Origin of the sequence: Lysobacter sp. 1R34A (genome assembly GCF_051217035.1) — a bacterium.
Classification (GTDB): domain Bacteria; phylum Pseudomonadota; class Gammaproteobacteria; order Xanthomonadales; family Xanthomonadaceae; genus Lysobacter.
On sequence record NZ_JBPKJP010000004.1, the window covers coordinates 94,526 to 110,647 of the forward strand.

Here is a 16,122-nt window from a genome sequence, read left to right on the forward strand (position 1 = left end):
CCGTCGCCGAGGCGGGGCCTGGGTCGCACAAGCGCGGCGAACGCGAGCGGGCAGCGCGCGCGCACGGCCGCGCCGCCGTGGCCCGCGGGGCGGGACGGCGTGCGAGCGTGGAGACGAGGGGCCTCACTGGGCGGCGTGTTCCTTGAGTGCGTCGAGTACGGCCTGGGCATGGCCTGCGACTTTCACCGGTCGCCATGACTGGGCGATGACGCCCTTGGGGTCGATCAGGAAGGTGCTGCGTTCGATGCCCATGTACTTGCGGCCGTAGAGGTTCTTTTCCTTGATCACGCCGAAGGCGTTGCACACCGACTCGTCGGCGTCGCTGACCAGTTCGAACTTGAAGCCCTGTTTGGCGCAGAAATTCTGGTGCGACTTGATCGAGTCGCGCGACACGCCGAGCACGGTCGCGCCGAGTTTCTTGAACTTCGGCAGCAGGGCGTTGAAGTCGAGGCCTTCGGTGGTGCAGCCCGGGGTGCTGTCCTTCGGGTAGAAGTACAGCACCAGCCATTGGCCGGCGTAGTCCTTGAGCTTGACCGTCTCGCCGCCGGACAGGGCCAGGGCGAGGTCGGGGGATTTCTTGCCGTAAGCGTGGTCGCCGGTATCGAGCATGGTCAGAACTTCATCGGGTCCATGATGGCGTCTAGGTTCAGATGGTCGCAGAACTCGAGGAAATCGTCGCGCAGGGCGGCGATGTGCATGCTCGAGGGCACGCCGATGGTGACCTGGGCCGAGAACATGTCGGCGCCGGTCTGCATGGCGCGGTAACGCGAGCAGTGCAGGCTTTCGATGGTGATGCCCTGGCGGTCGAAGAAGTCGGCCAGTTGGAACAGGATGCCGGGCTTGTCGGCGGCCACCACCTCGACGATGTAGGGCAGCAGGTTGGACTGCACCTGCTTGGCGCCGGTGCGGTACCAGACCAGCTTCAGGCCTTCTTCGCGCTCCAGGCGCGTGAGCATGGCCTCGAGCTTGGCGACCGAGTCCCAGGAACCGACCGCCAGCGCGGTCACCGAGACGTCGCGGCCGACCGTGGACAGGCGCGCATCGACGAGATTGCAGCCCGAGTCGGCGATCCGGCGGGTCACCGACAACAGCGGCGACTCCGGATGCGTCGTATAGGCGTTGATCAGGAGGTGGTTTTCGTTCGGCGACGGCCGGGAAGCGGAATCGGTCAAGGCGGCGCCTGCAAGGGGAGCGTGATGCTCGGATATGAACGGCGGCCCGCGGACGGGCTGCGGCTGAAGGGAGCATACTTGCCCGCGCTTTCGGGCCGCAAGTAACATCGTCCCGTGCGTGGCTGCACCGGCGCACGTTTCCGCACCGGCCCGCCCGCTGGAATAATGGCCCCACGACCGCTCCACAGCACGGCTGCGGACGCGAACTCCACTTAGTAGGTCTTCACTTGCGACTTTCCGGCAGCATCACCGCGCTGGCGACGCCTTTCACCGCGTCCGGCGAAATCGACCTGGACGCCTGGCACACGCTGCTGGCGATGCAGCTGGAAGGCGGCACCCAGGCCGTCGTCGTCGCCGGTTCGACCGGCGAGGCCGCCGCGCTCTACGACCCGGAATACGACGCCCTGCTGCGCGCGGCGGTCGAATTCGTCGCCGGCCGCGTTTCGGTCCTGGCCGGCACCGGCCTGTCCAATACCGCCAAAACCATCGAACTGACCCGCCGCGCGGCCGCCCTCGGCGCCGACGCGGCGTTGGTCGTGACCCCGCCCTATGTGCGCCCGACCCAGGCCGGCCTGGTCGCGCACTATCGTGCGATCGCCGACGACGGCGCCCTGCCGGTGGTGCTGTACAACGTGCCCGGCCGCACCGGCGGCGACCTGCTGCCGGAGACCGTGGCCGAGCTGGCCGGCCATCCGCGCATCGTCGGCATCAAGGAAGCGGTATCGGATCCGCAGCGAATGCAGGCCCTGCTGGCATTCAAGGGCGAGGGCTTCACGGTGCTCAGCGGCGACGACCCGACCGCCTGCCGGGCCATGCTCGCCGGCGCCGACGGCATCGTCTCGGTCGGCTCCAACGTGCTGCCGGCCGCGTTCCGCCGCCTCGCCGACCTGGCCCGCGCCGGCCGCGGCGCCGAAGCCGAGGCCTGGGACGCGCGCCTGCGCCCGGCCTACGATTTCCTCGCGCTCGAACCCAACCCGATTCCGGTCAAGGCCTTGCTCAGCGCCCAGGGCATCGGCCATGGTCTGCGCCTGCCCCTGCAGTCGCTCTCGGCCGCCCATCAGGATGCCGCCCGGCGCACCGCCGGTCTCGTCGTCGAACTCGAACACGTCTGCCGCGACACCCTCGCGGCCTGAATCCCTGTAGGAGATGCTCATGCGTTCCAATGTTTCTCTGTCCCGCGCGGTTGTCGCCGGTCTGTTGCTGGCGATGGTCGCCACGTCGGGTTGCAGCTGGTTCCGCAAGGGCAACAAGCTCTACGCCGAAACGCCTGAGAACCGCCCGCTGGAAGTGCCGCCGGACCTCGATCAGCCGCGCACCGACGGCGCCATGGCGGTGCCGGGCGGTTCGGTGACCGCCTCGGGCCTGGCCGCCTCGCGCCCGACCCAGGCCGCCGCCGGTACCCCGGCCTCGTCGGCCAACGGCTTCACCGTCAGCGGCAACCGCGACGCGGTGTTCAACCAGGTCGGCGACGCGCTCGGCAAGGTCGAAGGCCTCAACATCGCCAGCCGCGCCCAGCTGCTCGGCGCCTACGACGTGAATTACGAAGGCAGCAACTTCCTGGTCCGCATCAGCGCGGTCGAAGCCGGCGCCTACGTCTCGGCGGTCGACCCGCGCGGCCTGCCGGCCACCGGCGCGGCGCCGGCCAAGCTGATCGCCAGCCTCAAGGCAGCGCTCGGCGGCCGTTGATCCAAGGCTGCAGTGGGTGAGCGAAACGGGCGCCGATGGCGCCCGTTTTCGTTTGCATGCAGGAGCGGAGCGACCGCGTTGCCGCGTCAACGCGGCGACCAGCGGGTCAGGCCTTCGTTCAACATCAGGCGCATCGCCGAGGCGCGTTGCGCACGCGGCATGTCCTTGAGCGCATCGAGCAGCCAGCCGAAGGCCTGGCAGCGGGCCTGGCGTCCGCCGGGTTCGCTGGCGTCGGCATTGAGCGCGCCGATGAAGCCGTCGTGCAGCAGCATTGCGGTGGTGCCGGCGGACTTCAGCGTCTGTTTCGCCGCGCCGGCGTCGTAAGGCTGGCGCGGGTTCTGCAGGCCGGTCGCGGCGATGCCGAGCAAGGCCTGGGCGAAGCTCTGGCGGCTGGCGTCGCCGAGAGTCTGCGCCGCGGCCGCGAGCGCCTGCGGGCTGCGGTCGGCGGCCGGGTCGAACAAGGCGCACAAGGTCGCGGCATCGCGCGGGGTGCGCGAGGCCTGGTGCAGGGCCTGGAACAGGTCGTCGATCGAGCCATCGGGCGCGCGCATCAGGGTGTCGCTGGCGCCGGCGGCGATCGCACCCGGGTCCAGGCGCGAGAGGTCCAGCTGCGACAGATCCACTTGCGACAGGTCGATTTGGGATAAATCCAGCTGCGACAGGTCCAGCCGCGACAGATCGAGCTGGGCGAGGGCGAGCGTGCGCGGCTGGGCGCCGGCGAGGATCGGTGCGGCGCAGAACGCGAGGAGCAGGCTCAGGCGCAAACGGGCATGCGGCATGGCGGGTTTCATTCGAACCGTGACCGGCCGAGTCTAGGTGCGCGCCGATGAATGCCAGGCGGCTCCGGTGCGGGCGGGGCGGTCCAGGTCGTGCCCGAGCAGCGCCAAGGCCATGGCCAAGGCAGGGCAGCCGCTCGGAGGCGGGGCCGAGCCAGCCAGGTCTTTACGCCATGATTCGGGTCGGCGGGCCAACCCGGCCCGGCCTCAGCGCTCGAGCAGGTCGAGCTTGCCGGGCTTGTTTTCCCAGTCCTTGGCGTCGGGCGGGCCGTCCTTGCGGGTGGTGATCACCGGCCAGGCCTTGGACAACTCGGCGTTGAGCGCGACGAACGGTTCCTGGCCGGCCGGCACGTCGTCCTCGGGATAGATCGCGTTGATCGGACATTCCGGCTCGCACAGGGTGCAGTCGATGCACTCGTCCGGATCGATCACCAGGAAATTCGGGCCTTCATGGAAGCAGTCGACCGGGCACACCTCGACGCAATCGGTGTACTTGCACTTGATGCAGTTCTCGGTGACGACGAAGGGCATGGCGGGAATCCTGAGCTATGGTCCGGGGCGAACAGGCCGGGCGGCGATAGTGTAGCCATTCGCGCCGCGACGACCCAAGGCGGGGCTTGGCCGTTGGCGCGGATCGCGCTTCCGCCCGGCCCCGTAACGCGGCTGGCGCCAAGAAAAAGCCCGCGCATCGCTGCGCGGGCTTCTGGCGACCTGGTCGCGTATTGGCGCTCCCTACGGGATTCGAACCCGTGTTTTAGCCTTGAGAGGGCCACGTCCTAGGCCTCTAGACGAAGGGAGCAAGTTGAAACTCGGCCGGGAACGGGTTCCTGGCGGACCGCACGGACTCTCAACCCGATGCGGCCTGCTAGTATATGCGCCGCCGTTGCCACGGGCAACGGTTGAACCTTACGAACCTATAAGGCGGCACGCCCGCTCGATGCAAGCCAACTCTTCATTCCATACCTCGCTGCGCGTGATCCCGCGCGACCAGCACAATGTCTCGCGCAAGGAGATCAGCCCGAACGCGCTTCGCGTGCTGTATCGGCTGCGCGACAGCGGCTTCGGCGCCTACCTGGTCGGCGGCGCCGTGCGCGACATCCTGGTCGGCGGCCACCCCAAGGACTTCGACGTCGCCACCGACGCCACCCCCGAGCAGGTCAAGGGGCTGTTCCGCAACTGCCGCCTGATCGGGCGCCGGTTCCGGCTGGCGCACGTGGTCTACGGCCGCGAGATCATCGAGGTCGCCACTTTCCGCGCCAACAGCGACGACGGCAGCGGCGACCGCGAGACCGACACCGGCGGCCGCCTGGTCCGCGACAACGTCTACGGCAGCATCGAGGACGACGCGGTCCGCCGCGACTTCACCGCCAACGCGCTGTACTACGCGGTCGAAGACTTCTCGGTGCGCGACTACGTCGGCGGCTTCGAGGACGTGCAGAACCGCCTGATGCGCCTGATCGGCGATCCGGAAACGCGTTATCGCGAAGACCCGGTGCGGATGCTGCGCGCGGTGCGCCTGGCGGCCAAGCTCGGTTTCGAGATCGAAGCGGCCACCGCCGCGCCGATCCCGCACCTGGCGCCGCTGCTGGCCGATGCCGCGCCGGCGCGGCTGTTCGAGGAATGCCTCAAGCTGTTCCTGTCCGGCCACGCGGTCGAGAGTTTCCTCGGCCTGGAGCGCTTCGGCTTGCTGCCGGCGCTGTTGCCGGAAAGCGCCGCGGCCTTGAAGTCCAACCGCAGCGGCGCCCTGCGCCGGATGGTGCTGGAAGGGCTGAAGGGCACCGATGCGCGCGTCGCCAACGACGAGCCGGTGTCGCCGGCGTTCCTGTTCGCGCTGTTGCTGTGGCCGGCGTATTGCCGCGACCTGATGGGCCTGCAGGCACAGGGCGTACATACCGCCGAAGCGCAGCGCCGCGCCGCCGACCGGGTCACCCTGCACCAGTTGTCGACGATCGCCCTGCCGCGCCGCTTCTCGCTGCCGATGCAGGAGATCTGGCTGCTGCAGTCGCGGTTCCAGCAACGCCAGCGCAAGCGCGTGTTCCGGCTGCTGTCGCATCCGCGTTTCCGCGCCGCCTTCGACTTTTTGTCGTTGCGCATGGCCGCGTCGGACGAGCACACCGCCGACGTCGAATTCTGGCGCGAGGCGCAGCAGCACCCGGGCGAACTGCTCGCGCACCAGGAGGCGCATGCGCCCCTGGACGAGGAAGAGGGCGGCGAGGGCGGCGACGATCGCGCCCCGCGCAAGCGCCGTCGCCGCCGTCGCGGCGCGCCGGCCGCGTCGGAGTGACCGCAACGGGCCTGCCTCTGACGGCAGGCCCGACGACGCTACGACGACAATGTTCCATGAGACCGCCCGGTCGCGCAGCGTCCGGCGACCTCGAACTGCGATGGCCTGAGCATGACCCAGACCGGATCCGCCTCGCCGACGCTCGCTTTCGTCGGCCTCGGCAGCAACCTCGGCGACAGCGCCGAAGTCCTGCGCGCCGCCGCGCGCGCGCTCGGCTCCGCGCCGCACACCCGCCTGCTGCGCCTGTCCAGCCTCTACCGCACGCCGGCCTGGGGCGTCACCGAGCAACCCGATTTCGTCAACGCCGTGGCCATGCTCGAAACCAGCCTGAGCGCGCAGGAACTGCTCGCGGCGATGTTAGCGATCGAACGCGAGGCCGGACGCGCGCGCCGCGCCGACGGCAGCGACCGCTGGGGCCCGCGCACCCTCGACCTCGACCTGCTGCTGTACGGCGAGGCGGTGATCGACGAACCCGGCCTGCACGTGCCGCATCCGCATCTGCACGAGCGCGCGTTCGCCCTGGTGCCCTTGCTCGAAATCGCGCCGGAGGCGGTGATCGCGCGGCGCGGGCCGGCGCGCGAGGCCTTGCAGGGCGTCGATACCGGCGCGATCCGCCGGCTCGATCCGGTCGATAATTGACCGCCGCGAAGCGCGCATGAGGCGCCGGCCTGCCGCACCGTGGCGGGCCGACAGCGTTCCGCGCACGGGCGGTCGCGTCCCGGCGCAACCTGTTAAGTTATTGCGCTCTCCCCAGCGGCGTCCGCGCGCCACCGCCCGGACGAACCCCACACATGTACACATCGGCCCCCACCGACAAGCCGGCCGCCAAGGCCTGGACCGTGCCCATGCTCGCCGACGCCAAGCGCGACGGCCGCAAGCTGGTCATGCTCACCGCCTACGACGCCAGCTTCGCCCGCACCATGGACGCGGTCGGCATCGACCTGATCCTGGTCGGCGATTCGCTCGGCATGGTCGTGCAAGGCCAGAACAGCACCTTGCCGGTCACCGCCGCCGAGATGGCCTACCACACCGCCTGCGTCGCCCGCGGCCTGTCCAAGGCGCTGTTGATCACCGACCTGCCGTTCCAGTCCGACGCCACGCCCGAGCGCGCGCTCGACGCGGCGACCCGGCTGCTGCAGGCCGGCGCGGCGATGGTCAAGCTGGAAGGCGCGGGCCACAAGCTCGAGGTGATCCGGTTTCTGGTCGAGCGCGAGATCCCGGTGTGCGCACACCTCGGCCTGACCCCGCAATCGGTGCTGCGCCTGGGCGGTTACAAGCTGCAGGGGCGCGACGACGCCACCGCGGCCAAGCTGCGCGCCGATGCGCGCGCGGTCGCCGAGGCCGGCGCCAGCGCGCTGGTGCTGGAATGCGTGCCGACCGCACTGGCCGCGGCGATCACCGGCGACCTCGCCATCCCCACCGTCGGCATCGGCGCCGGCCCGCAATGCGACGGCCAGGTGCTGGTCCTGCACGATCTGCTCGGGGTCAACTCGGGCCATCGCCGGCCCAAGTTCGTCAAGGATTTCCTCGCCGAGGGCGGTTCGATCGCCGGCGCGTTCCAGGCTTTTGCCGACGCGGTGCGCAGCGGCGCCTTCCCCGACGCGGCGCATTCCTACGACTGATCCGCCGTGGGGCCGCGGTATCGCCGGCGATTCTCCGCAATGGCGCGGCGCTGGAAATCGCTGTCGCGCGCCCCGATCTGACTGAGTGTTCAGCCTTCATCGCGGACCCGCTCCGCGCCGCCCCAACGAGTACCGCATGCAGACTGTCGATCAACTGGGCGCCCTGCGCTCCACCCTGGAAACGTGGCGTCTGGCCGGGCAACGCATCGCCTTCGTGCCGACCATGGGCAACCTGCACGCCGGCCACCATTCGCTGATCCGCCTGGCGCGCGAACGCGCCGACCGGGTGGTCGCGAGCGTGTTCGTCAACCCGACCCAGTTCGGTCCGAACGAAGACTATGGCCGCTATCCGCGCACGCCCGAGGCCGATGCCGAAGGCCTGCGCGCATCCGGTTGCGATCTGCTGTGGCTGCCGTCGGTCGAGACCATGTACCCCTACGGCGCCGAGCGCACCGTGCAGGTGCGGGTGCCGCAGGTCACCGAAACCCTCGAGGGTGCGCACCGTCCCGGTCATTTCGAGGGCGTCGCCACCGTGGTCGCGCGCCTGTTCAACCAGGTTCGCCCCGATATTGCCGTGTTCGGCCGCAAGGACTACCAACAGCTCGCGGTGATCCGTTACCTGGTCCGCGACCTCGCGTTCCCGATCGAGATCGTCGGCGCCGACACCCGCCGCGAGGCCGACGGCCTGGCCCTGAGTTCGCGCAACCAGTACCTGTCCGAAACCGAGCGCATGCAGGCCGCAGGCATCCACGCCTGCCTGCAATGGATGCGCGAAGCCAGCCAGGCCGGGCTGGCGAGGGAAGCGGTCGAAGCCGGCGCGATCGAGCGCCTGAGCGCAGCCGGCTTCGTAGTCGACTACGCCGCGATCCGGCGTCCCGACCTGGGCCTACCCGAGGCTGGCGAAGGCGAGGCTGGCGAAGGCGAGGCTGCACAGGGCGGGGCTGCACAGGGCGGGGCGGGTAAAGCTGGCGCAGGCGGGAGCGGCGCCCGAGTGGCCCTGATCGCCGCCCGGTTGGGCCGCACCCGGCTCATCGACAATCTCGAGTTCGAAGTCTGAACAGGCGCGCGAATGCCCGATACCCGCGCCACTGAACGGGAATACTCCGTTCCGCCGGCCGCGCGCCCGACCCATGTTGCAGCGCGCCATGCGCTGATAGACTTCTGGCCTTTCGCGCCCGCGCGTCTGCGGACGGAGTAACCGACATGCAACTGAACCTGCTCAAGGCCAAGATCCATCGCGCCACCGTGACCCACGCCGAGCTGCACTACGAAGGCTCCTGCGCCATCGATGGTCGCCTGCTCGACATTTCGGGCATCCGTGAGTACGAACAGGTCCATATCTACAACATCAACAGCGGCCACCGCTTCTCGACCTACGCCATCCGCGGGGAAGAGGGCAGCGGCGTGATCTCGGTCAACGGCGCGGCGGCCCACAAGGCCCAGCCCGGCGATCTGGTCATCATCTGCGCCTACGGTATCTGCGACGAGGCCGAGGCGGCGAAGTACAAGCCGACCCTGGTCTACGTGGACCGCAACAACCAACTCACCCATACCAACACCTCGATGCCGGCGCAGGCCGCCTGAGAACCGACGACAGATGAGCGATGACGCCCGACTGACTGAGCTGCGCGCCGAAGTCGGGCGCGTCACCCAAACCTCGTTGCCGGCGTTGATCGCCGCCGATCCGGCCCGTGCGACGGACTTCGCCGTCAAGGTCGGCCCGCTCTACGCCAGCTTCGCCCGCCAGCGCTACGACCGCGCCGCGCTGGACTGGTTGTTCCGCGCCGCCGAGGCCGTCGATAGCACCGGCCGCCTGCGCGCCCTGTTCGACGGCGAGATCGTCAACGTCACCGAACGCCGTCCGGCGCTGCACAGCGCGTTGCGCAGCGATCTGTCCGCGAGCGACACCGCGCGCGCCGCCCACGCCCAGTCCCTCGAAGCCCTCCAGCGCATGCGCGCCGTCGTCGACGCGCTCGCCGCGAGCGAGGTCACCGACATCGTCAGCGTCGGCATCGGCGGTTCCGATCTCGGCCCGCGCCTGGCCGTGGATGCGCTGACCGGCGCCACGCCGGGCCGCTTCCGCGTGCATTTCCTGTCCAACGTCGACGGTCACGCCGCCCAGCGCGTGCTTGCCGGCCTCGACCCCAAGCGCACCGCCGCGTTGTTGATCTCCAAGACCTTCGGCACCCAGGAGACCCTGCTCAACGGCGGCATCCTGCGCGACTGGCTCGGCGACGACTCGCGCCTGTACGCGATCAGCGCCAACCTCGAGCGCGCCGCCGGCGCTTTCAATATTCCGACCGAACGCATCCTGCCGATGTGGGACTGGGTGGGCGGCCGGTATTCGCTGTGGTCGGCGGTCGGCCTGCCGATCGCGCTGGCGATCGGCATGGACGCGTTCGAGCAGTTCCTCGACGGCGCCGCCGAGATGGACGCGCACGTACTGCGCACGCCGTTGCCGAACAATCTCGCCGCCTGGCACGCGCTGACCGCGATCTGGAACCGCAACGGCCTGGGCTACGCGACTCAGGCCGTGCTCGCCTACGACGACCGTCTCAAGCTGCTGTCGAATTACCTCCAGCAGTTGGTGATGGAAAGCCTGGGCAAGTCGGTGCGCCTGGACGGTTCGGCCGTCGCCGGCGACACCGTCCCGGTGTGGTGGGGCGGCGTCGGCACCGACACCCAGCACAGCTTTTTCCAGGCCCTGCACCAGGGCACCTCGATCGTGCCGGCCGACTTCATCGGCGTGGTCCGTTCAGACGCCCCGTATGCGCAGAACCATCGCGCGCTGCAGGCCAATCTGCTCGCCCAGACCGAGGCCTTCGCCAACGGCCAGGGCAGCGACGACCCGCACCGCGTCTACGCCGGCGGCCGCCCGAGCACGACGATCCTGCTCGACGCGCTGACCCCGCGTTCGCTCGGCGCCTTGCTGGCGATGTACGAGCACAGCGTTTACCTGCAGTCGGTGTTCTGGGGCATCAACGCCTTCGACCAGTTCGGCGTCGAACTCGGCAAGCAGGTCGCCAGCACGCTGTTGCCGGCGCTGGCCGGCGAGGCCGAGGCCGACGACCCGGTGACGCGGGAACTGATCCGGCAGTTGCGCGGCTGAGGTTGGGGTTTGGGTCCAGGAGTCTCCTCGCGTCGTCCTTCGGCGCGTCCTGTAGGAGCGGCGTAAGCCGCGATGCGGGACGCGCAGAATCCGCAACGCTTTCGTCATCGATCGAAGTGTCGATCTGTCGCAGGGCAGGAGCGGCGCAAGCCGCGACCACGGGACGCGCGAAGTAACAAGGCCGTCGTCATTCGTCGAAGCGGCATGTTCTCGCCGGGGCAGGAGCGGCGCAAGCCGCGACATCGCTGCTGTGGTCTCGCGACGCGTCGTTCATCGAACGGTGATCAAAGATCAAGATCAAACCCAAAGCTTTTCGCCACTAAAGCGGCGGGTTACTTTCTTTTGTCTAAAGCAACAAAAGAAAGGTAACCAAAGAAAAGTGCTTTGTTTTGAATCACAGGCCCGCGCGTTCGATGTATACGCGGTGATTTTTCATACGGGACCTCCCTGTCCCGATGAAAAACGACGCGCATCCCTGCGCGTCGCCCTCCGGGTCTTCTTTGGCCTTCGCGAGTGCGTGGCGACGCACAGCAACAGCCAAACAACAGAACCGGAGGGCGGCGACGCCATCCCCTGTAGGAGCGGCGCAAGCCGCGACCGCGAATCTGCGGCCGCCGGCGCGGGTGCGGGGTTGCGTGGTCGCGGCTCACGCCGCTCCTACAGTGGTCGGTACGCGGCGCCGTTGCCGTTGCCGTTGCCGTTGCCGAGATTTTGATCTGTTTTGCCGCTTTGCCGGTCAACAGAAGACCCGGAGGGCGGCCCGCAGGGATGCGGGCCGTGCGCAAGCAGGCCATGGATGGCCTGTCTGGAGCATCCCTGCGTCGGCATCGATCGCGCGGGCCTTTGATTAAAGGAAAGCACTTTTCTTTGGTTACCTTTCTTTTGTTGCTTTAGACAAAAGAAAGTAACCCGCCGCTTTAGTGGCGGAAGCTCTGGGTTTGATCTTAATTTTGATTTTGACTTTGACTTTGACTTTGATCTTGATCTTGATCTTGATCTTGATCTTGCTTGAAAAAGATACCGTGAGAACGTCACAGCGATGTCGCGGCTTGCGCTGCTCCTACCCCTGGCGAAGGGTCGCAGCCTCGATGAGCGGCGTCGGCCTTGGCGCTTCTACGCGTCCCGTGGCCGCGACTCACGTCGCTCCTACAAAGGCTCGAGTAACGACACGAGAGAACATCGTGTCGCGGGGCTACGACACCCCGTGCCGCACCAGCGCCCACTCCACATGCTCGCGCACGACCTCGCTGGGATGGTCGCGACGCGCGCGCAGGGCGGCGATCACGTCGTCGGTGCGCGGGGCGTTGCCGAGGGCGACGGCGATGTTGCGCAGCCAGCGTTCATGGCCGCTGCGGCGGATCGCGGAGCCTTCGGTGCGGCGCAGGAATTCGGCCTCGTCCCAGGCGAACAGTTGCGCCAAACTGGCGCGGTCGAGGTCGTTGCGGGCGCGAAAATCCGGTTCGTCGTTGCGCTTGGCGAATTTGTTCCAGGGACAGACGAGTTGGCAGTCGTCGCAGCCGAAGATGCGGTTGCCGATCGGCGCGCGCAGTTCGACCGGTATCGGGCCTTCGTGCTCGATCGTCAGGTAGGAGATGCAGCGCCGCGCGTCGAGGCGGTGCGGGGCGACGATGGCCTGGGTCGGGCAGATGTCGATGCAGCGCGTACAGGTGCCGCAGTGCGCGCTAGCCGGGCGGTCGATCGGTAAGGGCAGGTCGACGTAGATCTCGCCGAGGAAGAACCAGGAGCCGCCGTCCTTGTCGATCAAACAGGTGTGTTTGCCGATCCAGCCGAGCCCGGCGTTGCGCGCCAGCGCGCGTTCGAGCACCGGCGCGGAATCGACGAACACGCGATGGCCGAACGGGCCGACCAGCTCGGCCAGACGGTCGGCCAGGCGCTGCAGGCGCTGGCGCATCAGCTTGTGGTAGTCGCGGCCGAGGGCGTAGCGCGCGACGTAGGCGCGTTCGCCGTCGGCCAGGGTGACCCAGGCCTCGTCGTCGTCGCGGCGGCCGTAGTCGAGGCCGACCGAGATCACCCGCAAGGTGCCCGGCAGCAGTTCGCCGGGGCGCGCGCGCAGCCCGCCGTGGCGCGCCATCCAGTCCATCGAGCCGTGCAGGCCCTGGTCGAGCCAGTCGAGCAGATAGGCCTCGTCCTCGGCCAGCTCGATGCCGGAAATGCCGCAGCGCTGGAAACCGAATTCGCGGGCGATTTCGCGGATGCGCAGGGCCAGCGCCGGGTAGTCGGGCGCGGTCGCGGGCGCGGTCCCCGGCGCGTCGGCGGACACGGGAAGCGGAGTGGGGCGGGCGTCGGGCTGGCTCACGATGCGGCAAGTATAGAATCGCCGCATGTCGCCGACCGCTGAAACTTCATCGCCGATGACGCCGAGGGGCCTGTTCGACGCCGCTGCGCTGCGGGCGATCGAAACCGCAGCCGCGGCCGAGCTCGGCGACGCTCATGCGTTGATGGCGCGGGCTGGCGAGGCCGCCTGGCGCGAACTGCTCGGCTATTGGCCGCAGGCGATGCGCCTGCTGGTGGTGTGCGGCCCGGGCAACAACGGCGGCGACGGTTACGTATTGGCGACCCACGCGCAGCAGGCCGGGCGCAAGGTGTCGGTGTTGCGTCTGCCCGGACATGCGCCACGCGGCGCGCTAGCGGAGCGGGCCGCGGCCAGCTATGCGCAGGCCGGCGGCCGCACGATCGACTTCGACGGGGGCTTGCCGGAGGCCGACGTCATCGCCGACGCGCTGTTCGGCATCGGTCTGTCGCGCGCGCCCGATGCCGCCGCCTCGGCCTTGATCGATGCGATCAACGCGCATCCGGCGCCGGTGCTCGCACTCGACGTGCCGAGCGGCGTCGATGCCGACCGCGGCCACGCGTATTCGTCGGCGGTGAGCGCGCAGCGCACGCTCGAGTTCATCGCCGCCAAACGCGGGCTGCGCAGCGGTGCCGCGCTCGATCGGGTCGGGGTGCTGTCGGTCGCCGGGCTCGGTTTGCCGCGCGAACTGTATGGCGTACCGGCGAGCGCGCATTGGCTGCGCGCCGAGGATCTGCCGCGTTGGTTGTCGCCGCGCCTGCGCGACAGCCACAAGGGCCGCAACGGCCGGGTGCTGTGCATCGGCGGCGACCACGGCCACGGCGGCGCGCTGCTGCTGTGCGCGCAGGCGGCCTTGCGCAGCGGCGCCGGCCTGCTCGATGCGGTCACCCGAGAAGCGCATGTCGCACCGATGCTGGCGCGGCTGCCCGAGGCGATGCCGCGCGCGATCGCCGAGAGCGACGATCCGCGCGCTGCACTCGACGCCGCCGATGCGGTCGCGATAGGCCCCGGGCTCGGCCAGCAGGCGTGGGGCCGGGCACTGTACCGATATGCGTTGGACAGCGGAAAACCGCTGCTTTTAGACGCCGATGCACTCAACCTGCTTGCGGCCGCGCCGCGCGCGTTGCCGGCGGATACGGTATTGACGCCGCATCCGGGCGAGGCCGCGCGCCTGCTCGGCAGCGACACCGCCGCGGTGCAGGCCGATCGCTTCGCTGCGGTGCGCGCGTTGGTCGAGCGTTACGCCTGCGTGGTCGTGCTCAAGGGCGCGGGCACCCTGGTCGCGGCACCGGATCGCATCGTGCGCGTGATCGGCGCCGGCAATCCCGGCATGGCGGTCGGCGGCATGGGCGACGTGCTCAGCGGCGTGATCGCCGCGCTGCGCGCGCAAGGCCTCGATGGTTTCGACGCCGCCGGTTGCGGCGCCTTGCTGCATTCGCTGGCCGGCGACGATGCCGCGCGCGACGGCGGCGAACGCGGCCTGCTGCCCAGCGACCTGATGCGGTGGTTGCGCCGCCGCGCCAATCCCTAGCTCGAGGACATGGATCGCGCGAACATGTATCGCGCCAATCCGTAGCGCGCGCCAATACGTAGAATTGGGCGACATGAGCATGCACACGATCGAACTGCAGCTGAGCGATGCCGAGGCCACCGATGCGCTCGGCGCCGCCCTGGCGCGGGCGCGCCCCGCGCGCGAGGCAGAGGCCTTGCACGTGCATCTGCACGGCGACCTCGGCGCCGGCAAATCGACCCTGGCGCGCGCCTTGCTGCGTGCGCTCGGGGTCGAGGGCGCGATCCGCAGCCCGACCTACACCCTGGTCGAACGCTACCCGCTGGCCGAGGGCGGCGAGGCCTGGCATCTCGATCTGTACCGGATCGGCGATGCGGGCGAACTGGAATTCCTCGGCCTCGACGGCGGCGAGGCGGTGTTGTGGCTGATCGAGTGGCCGGAACGCGGCCGCGGCTGGCTGCCGGCGCCCGATCTGCGGGTCGAACTGGCGGTCGAAGGCGAGGGGCGGGCGGCCGAACTCCATGCGGTGTCGGCGGCCGGGCAAGCCTGGCTGGCTGCCCTGGGCGCGGCGACCGCCGGCTATGCGTTTGCGGCCGACTCCTGAACGATCCCGTAGGAAGTGGCCCCAGGTGCCGGATTTGAAAGGGAAAAGTTCTTGCATTTGTGGTGTCGCAGTGCTTGACTTACGCCCATGCGAGTCAAAGCCGCCACCGTCCAGAAATTCCTGCTCGGCATAGCGCTGTTGGCGGCGCTGGCGTGGAACCTCGCGCATGCCAGTGAAATCAAGGGCTTGGAGCTGCGCACCGGGGCCACCGGCACGCGCGCCGAGATCGCCCTCGATCAGAACGCCGATTACAAAGTCCTCAGCCTGAAGGGCCCGGACCGCCTCGTCGTCGACTTGCCGGCTTCCAGCGTCGGCAAGAGCGTCAAGCTCCCGGCCGGCGCCGGCATCGTCAAATCCGTCCGCACCGGCGCACCGCAGCCGGGCACGGTCCGCATCGTGTTCGATCTCGCCCAGCCGGTCGCCGCGCTCAAGCCGCGCATCGAGCAGAGCGGCTCGGGCCCGCGCCTGGTCCTGGAATGGCCCGGCGACGGTGTCGAACCCAAGACCGCCGTCGCGGCCGCACCCGCGCCGCCGTCGATCGCCGCCGCATCGACCGCCGCAGCGCCGGCCGCCAAGGTCGATCCCTCGGCCGAGTCGGCCGCCGCGACCAGCCGGCTGATTTCCGAACTCGCCGCCCGCAATGCCCAGGCGCCGGCCACGGTGGCCTCGGCCCAGACGCCCACCGCAGCGGCGTCGCATTCGGCTGCCCCGGCTACCGGCCCGCAAGCTGCGAGTCCGCAAGCTTCGAATCCGCAAGCTTCGGGCGTGCAGCTCCCGAGCGTGCAAGCTCAGAATCGGCAAGCCCCGGGCGCTCAGGCCCCCGTCGCGCAACTGCCCAACAGCCAGGCCCCTGCGCCGGCTGCCAACACCCAGCAACTCGCGGCCCAGCAGGCCGCGCGCCAGGCGGTTTTCGAACAAGCCGCACAGGCACCGATGCCGGCCGCGGTCGCCAGCGGCGTGCCGCCCCGTGACGTGCCGACCCGTATCGCCACCGGCGTCCCGACCCGAGTCGCGACCGGCGTGCCGACGCCGATGCCCGGCGCCGCGG

Annotated in this window: 15 protein-coding genes, 1 tRNA gene and 1 pseudogene; 11 read left to right on the forward strand and 6 right to left on the reverse strand. The window is 69.4% G+C overall.

All coding sequences use genetic code 11. The annotated features are described in order from the left end of the window. Positions 1 to 123 precede the first annotated feature (123 nt). Both ACSAMQ_RS02940 and ACSAMQ_RS02945 read right to left on the reverse strand, forming a co-directional pair. Positions 124 to 609 (reverse strand): peroxiredoxin, encoded by a 486-nt coding sequence (locus ACSAMQ_RS02940; RefSeq protein WP_435394209.1) that lies wholly within the window; start codon positions 607 to 609, stop codon positions 124 to 126. A 2-nt stretch (positions 610 to 611) separates the two neighbouring features. After that, complete coding sequence (locus ACSAMQ_RS02945) at positions 612 to 1,172, reverse strand: glycine cleavage system protein R (RefSeq protein WP_435394210.1); 561 nt, start codon at positions 1,170 to 1,172, stop codon at positions 612 to 614. Positions 1,173 to 1,399: 227 nt separating this feature from the next. Here ACSAMQ_RS02945 and dapA point away from each other — a divergent pair, with 227 nt between their 5' ends. Both dapA and ACSAMQ_RS02955 read left to right on the forward strand, forming a co-directional pair. Continuing rightward, on the forward strand, positions 1,400 to 2,305 hold the full coding sequence (gene dapA / locus ACSAMQ_RS02950; protein WP_435394211.1) for a 4-hydroxy-tetrahydrodipicolinate synthase: 906 nt from the start codon (positions 1,400 to 1,402) through the stop codon (positions 2,303 to 2,305). A 19-nt stretch (positions 2,306 to 2,324) separates the two neighbouring features. Continuing rightward, positions 2,325 to 2,858 carry a hypothetical protein gene (locus ACSAMQ_RS02955; RefSeq protein ID WP_223619413.1) on the forward strand — a complete coding sequence of 178 codons (534 nt, stop codon included), beginning with the start codon at positions 2,325 to 2,327 and terminating at the stop codon, positions 2,856 to 2,858. An 86-nt stretch (positions 2,859 to 2,944) separates the two neighbouring features. On the opposite strand, the gene ACSAMQ_RS02960 is transcribed toward ACSAMQ_RS02955, so the two are convergent. The 3 genes from ACSAMQ_RS02960 to ACSAMQ_RS02970 all read right to left on the reverse strand — a co-directional run bounded on the left by ACSAMQ_RS02960 (position 2,945) and on the right by ACSAMQ_RS02970 (position 4,433). Further along, complete coding sequence (locus ACSAMQ_RS02960) at positions 2,945 to 3,637, reverse strand: hypothetical protein (RefSeq protein WP_435394212.1); 693 nt, start codon at positions 3,635 to 3,637, stop codon at positions 2,945 to 2,947. Positions 3,638 to 3,841: 204 nt separating this feature from the next. Beyond that, positions 3,842 to 4,165, reverse strand: coding sequence for a ferredoxin FdxA (gene fdxA / locus ACSAMQ_RS02965; RefSeq protein ID WP_435394213.1), 324 nt, complete (start codon positions 4,163 to 4,165; stop codon positions 3,842 to 3,844). Positions 4,166 to 4,357: 192 nt separating this feature from the next. Continuing rightward, positions 4,358 to 4,433, reverse strand: a tRNA-Glu gene (locus ACSAMQ_RS02970). Positions 4,434 to 4,598: 165 nt separating this feature from the next. Here ACSAMQ_RS02970 and pcnB point away from each other — a divergent pair. The 6 genes and pseudogenes from pcnB to pgi all read left to right on the forward strand — a co-directional run. Beyond that, positions 4,599 to 5,918, forward strand: a pseudogene (pcnB, locus tag ACSAMQ_RS02975) (polynucleotide adenylyltransferase PcnB); the annotation flags it as partial. Positions 5,919 to 6,029: 111 nt separating this feature from the next. Beyond that, positions 6,030 to 6,557, forward strand: a complete 528-nt coding sequence (folK, locus tag ACSAMQ_RS02980; RefSeq protein ID WP_435394214.1) for a 2-amino-4-hydroxy-6-hydroxymethyldihydropteridine diphosphokinase — start codon at positions 6,030 to 6,032, stop codon at positions 6,555 to 6,557. A 152-nt stretch (positions 6,558 to 6,709) separates the two neighbouring features. After that, a complete protein-coding gene (gene panB / locus ACSAMQ_RS02985) occupies positions 6,710 to 7,540 on the forward strand; it encodes a 3-methyl-2-oxobutanoate hydroxymethyltransferase (RefSeq protein WP_435394215.1) in 831 nt (276 codons plus the stop codon). Between the two features lie 136 nt (positions 7,541 to 7,676). Then, positions 7,677 to 8,597: a pantoate--beta-alanine ligase gene (gene panC, locus ACSAMQ_RS02990; RefSeq protein ID WP_435394216.1), complete on the forward strand. Its 921-nt coding sequence runs from the start codon at positions 7,677 to 7,679 to the stop codon at positions 8,595 to 8,597. Positions 8,598 to 8,743: 146 nt separating this feature from the next. Further along, on the forward strand, positions 8,744 to 9,124 hold the full coding sequence (gene panD / locus ACSAMQ_RS02995) for an aspartate 1-decarboxylase (protein ID WP_031373460.1): 381 nt from the start codon (positions 8,744 to 8,746) through the stop codon (positions 9,122 to 9,124). Between the two features lie 13 nt (positions 9,125 to 9,137). Continuing rightward, positions 9,138 to 10,649: a glucose-6-phosphate isomerase gene (gene pgi / locus ACSAMQ_RS03000; RefSeq protein WP_435394217.1), complete on the forward strand. Its 1,512-nt coding sequence runs from the start codon at positions 9,138 to 9,140 to the stop codon at positions 10,647 to 10,649. 1,192 nt (positions 10,650 to 11,841) lie between these two features. Here the strand turns inward: pgi and queG are convergent. Next, positions 11,842 to 12,930: a tRNA epoxyqueuosine(34) reductase QueG gene (queG, locus tag ACSAMQ_RS03005; protein ID WP_435394218.1), complete on the reverse strand. Its 1,089-nt coding sequence runs from the start codon at positions 12,928 to 12,930 to the stop codon at positions 11,842 to 11,844. 61 nt (positions 12,931 to 12,991) lie between these two features. Between queG and ACSAMQ_RS03010 the strand changes: the two genes are divergently transcribed. From ACSAMQ_RS03010 to ACSAMQ_RS03020, 3 genes are all read left to right on the forward strand, one after another. Then, on the forward strand, positions 12,992 to 14,491 hold the full coding sequence (locus ACSAMQ_RS03010) for an NAD(P)H-hydrate dehydratase (protein WP_435394219.1): 1,500 nt from the start codon (positions 12,992 to 12,994) through the stop codon (positions 14,489 to 14,491). Between the two features lie 79 nt (positions 14,492 to 14,570). Beyond that, on the forward strand, positions 14,571 to 15,074 hold the full coding sequence (gene tsaE / locus ACSAMQ_RS03015; RefSeq protein WP_435394225.1) for a tRNA (adenosine(37)-N6)-threonylcarbamoyltransferase complex ATPase subunit type 1 TsaE: 504 nt from the start codon (positions 14,571 to 14,573) through the stop codon (positions 15,072 to 15,074). A gap of 87 nt (positions 15,075 to 15,161) precedes the next feature. Continuing rightward, the coding region (locus ACSAMQ_RS03020; RefSeq protein ID WP_435394220.1) for an AMIN domain-containing protein at positions 15,162 to 16,122 on the forward strand (961 nt) is incomplete at its 3' end.

Bases quoted from the DNA above. Each gene is read 5' to 3' on its own strand.
- ACSAMQ_RS02955 (WP_223619413.1), top strand. From the start codon at position 2,325: ATGCGTTCCAATGTTTCTCTGTCCCGCGCGGTTGTCGCCGGTCTGTTG.
- pgi (WP_435394217.1), top strand. From the start codon at position 9,138: ATGAGCGATGACGCCCGACTGACTGAGCTGCGCGCCGAAGTCGGGCGC.
- ACSAMQ_RS02940 (WP_435394209.1), bottom strand. From the start codon at position 609: ATGCTCGATACCGGCGACCACGCTTACGGCAAGAAATCCCCCGACCTC.
- panD (WP_031373460.1), top strand. From the start codon at position 8,744: ATGCAACTGAACCTGCTCAAGGCCAAGATCCATCGCGCCACCGTGACC.
- panC (WP_435394216.1), top strand. From the start codon at position 7,677: ATGCAGACTGTCGATCAACTGGGCGCCCTGCGCTCCACCCTGGAAACG.
- ACSAMQ_RS02960 (WP_435394212.1), bottom strand. From the start codon at position 3,637: ATGCCGCATGCCCGTTTGCGCCTGAGCCTGCTCCTCGCGTTCTGCGCC.
- fdxA (WP_435394213.1), bottom strand. From the start codon at position 4,165: ATGCCCTTCGTCGTCACCGAGAACTGCATCAAGTGCAAGTACACCGAT.
- panB (WP_435394215.1), top strand. From the start codon at position 6,710: ATGTACACATCGGCCCCCACCGACAAGCCGGCCGCCAAGGCCTGGACC.
- folK (WP_435394214.1), top strand. From the start codon at position 6,030: ATGACCCAGACCGGATCCGCCTCGCCGACGCTCGCTTTCGTCGGCCTC.
- ACSAMQ_RS03010 (WP_435394219.1), top strand. From the start codon at position 12,992: ATGTCGCCGACCGCTGAAACTTCATCGCCGATGACGCCGAGGGGCCTG.
- tsaE (WP_435394225.1), top strand. From the start codon at position 14,571: ATGCACACGATCGAACTGCAGCTGAGCGATGCCGAGGCCACCGATGCG.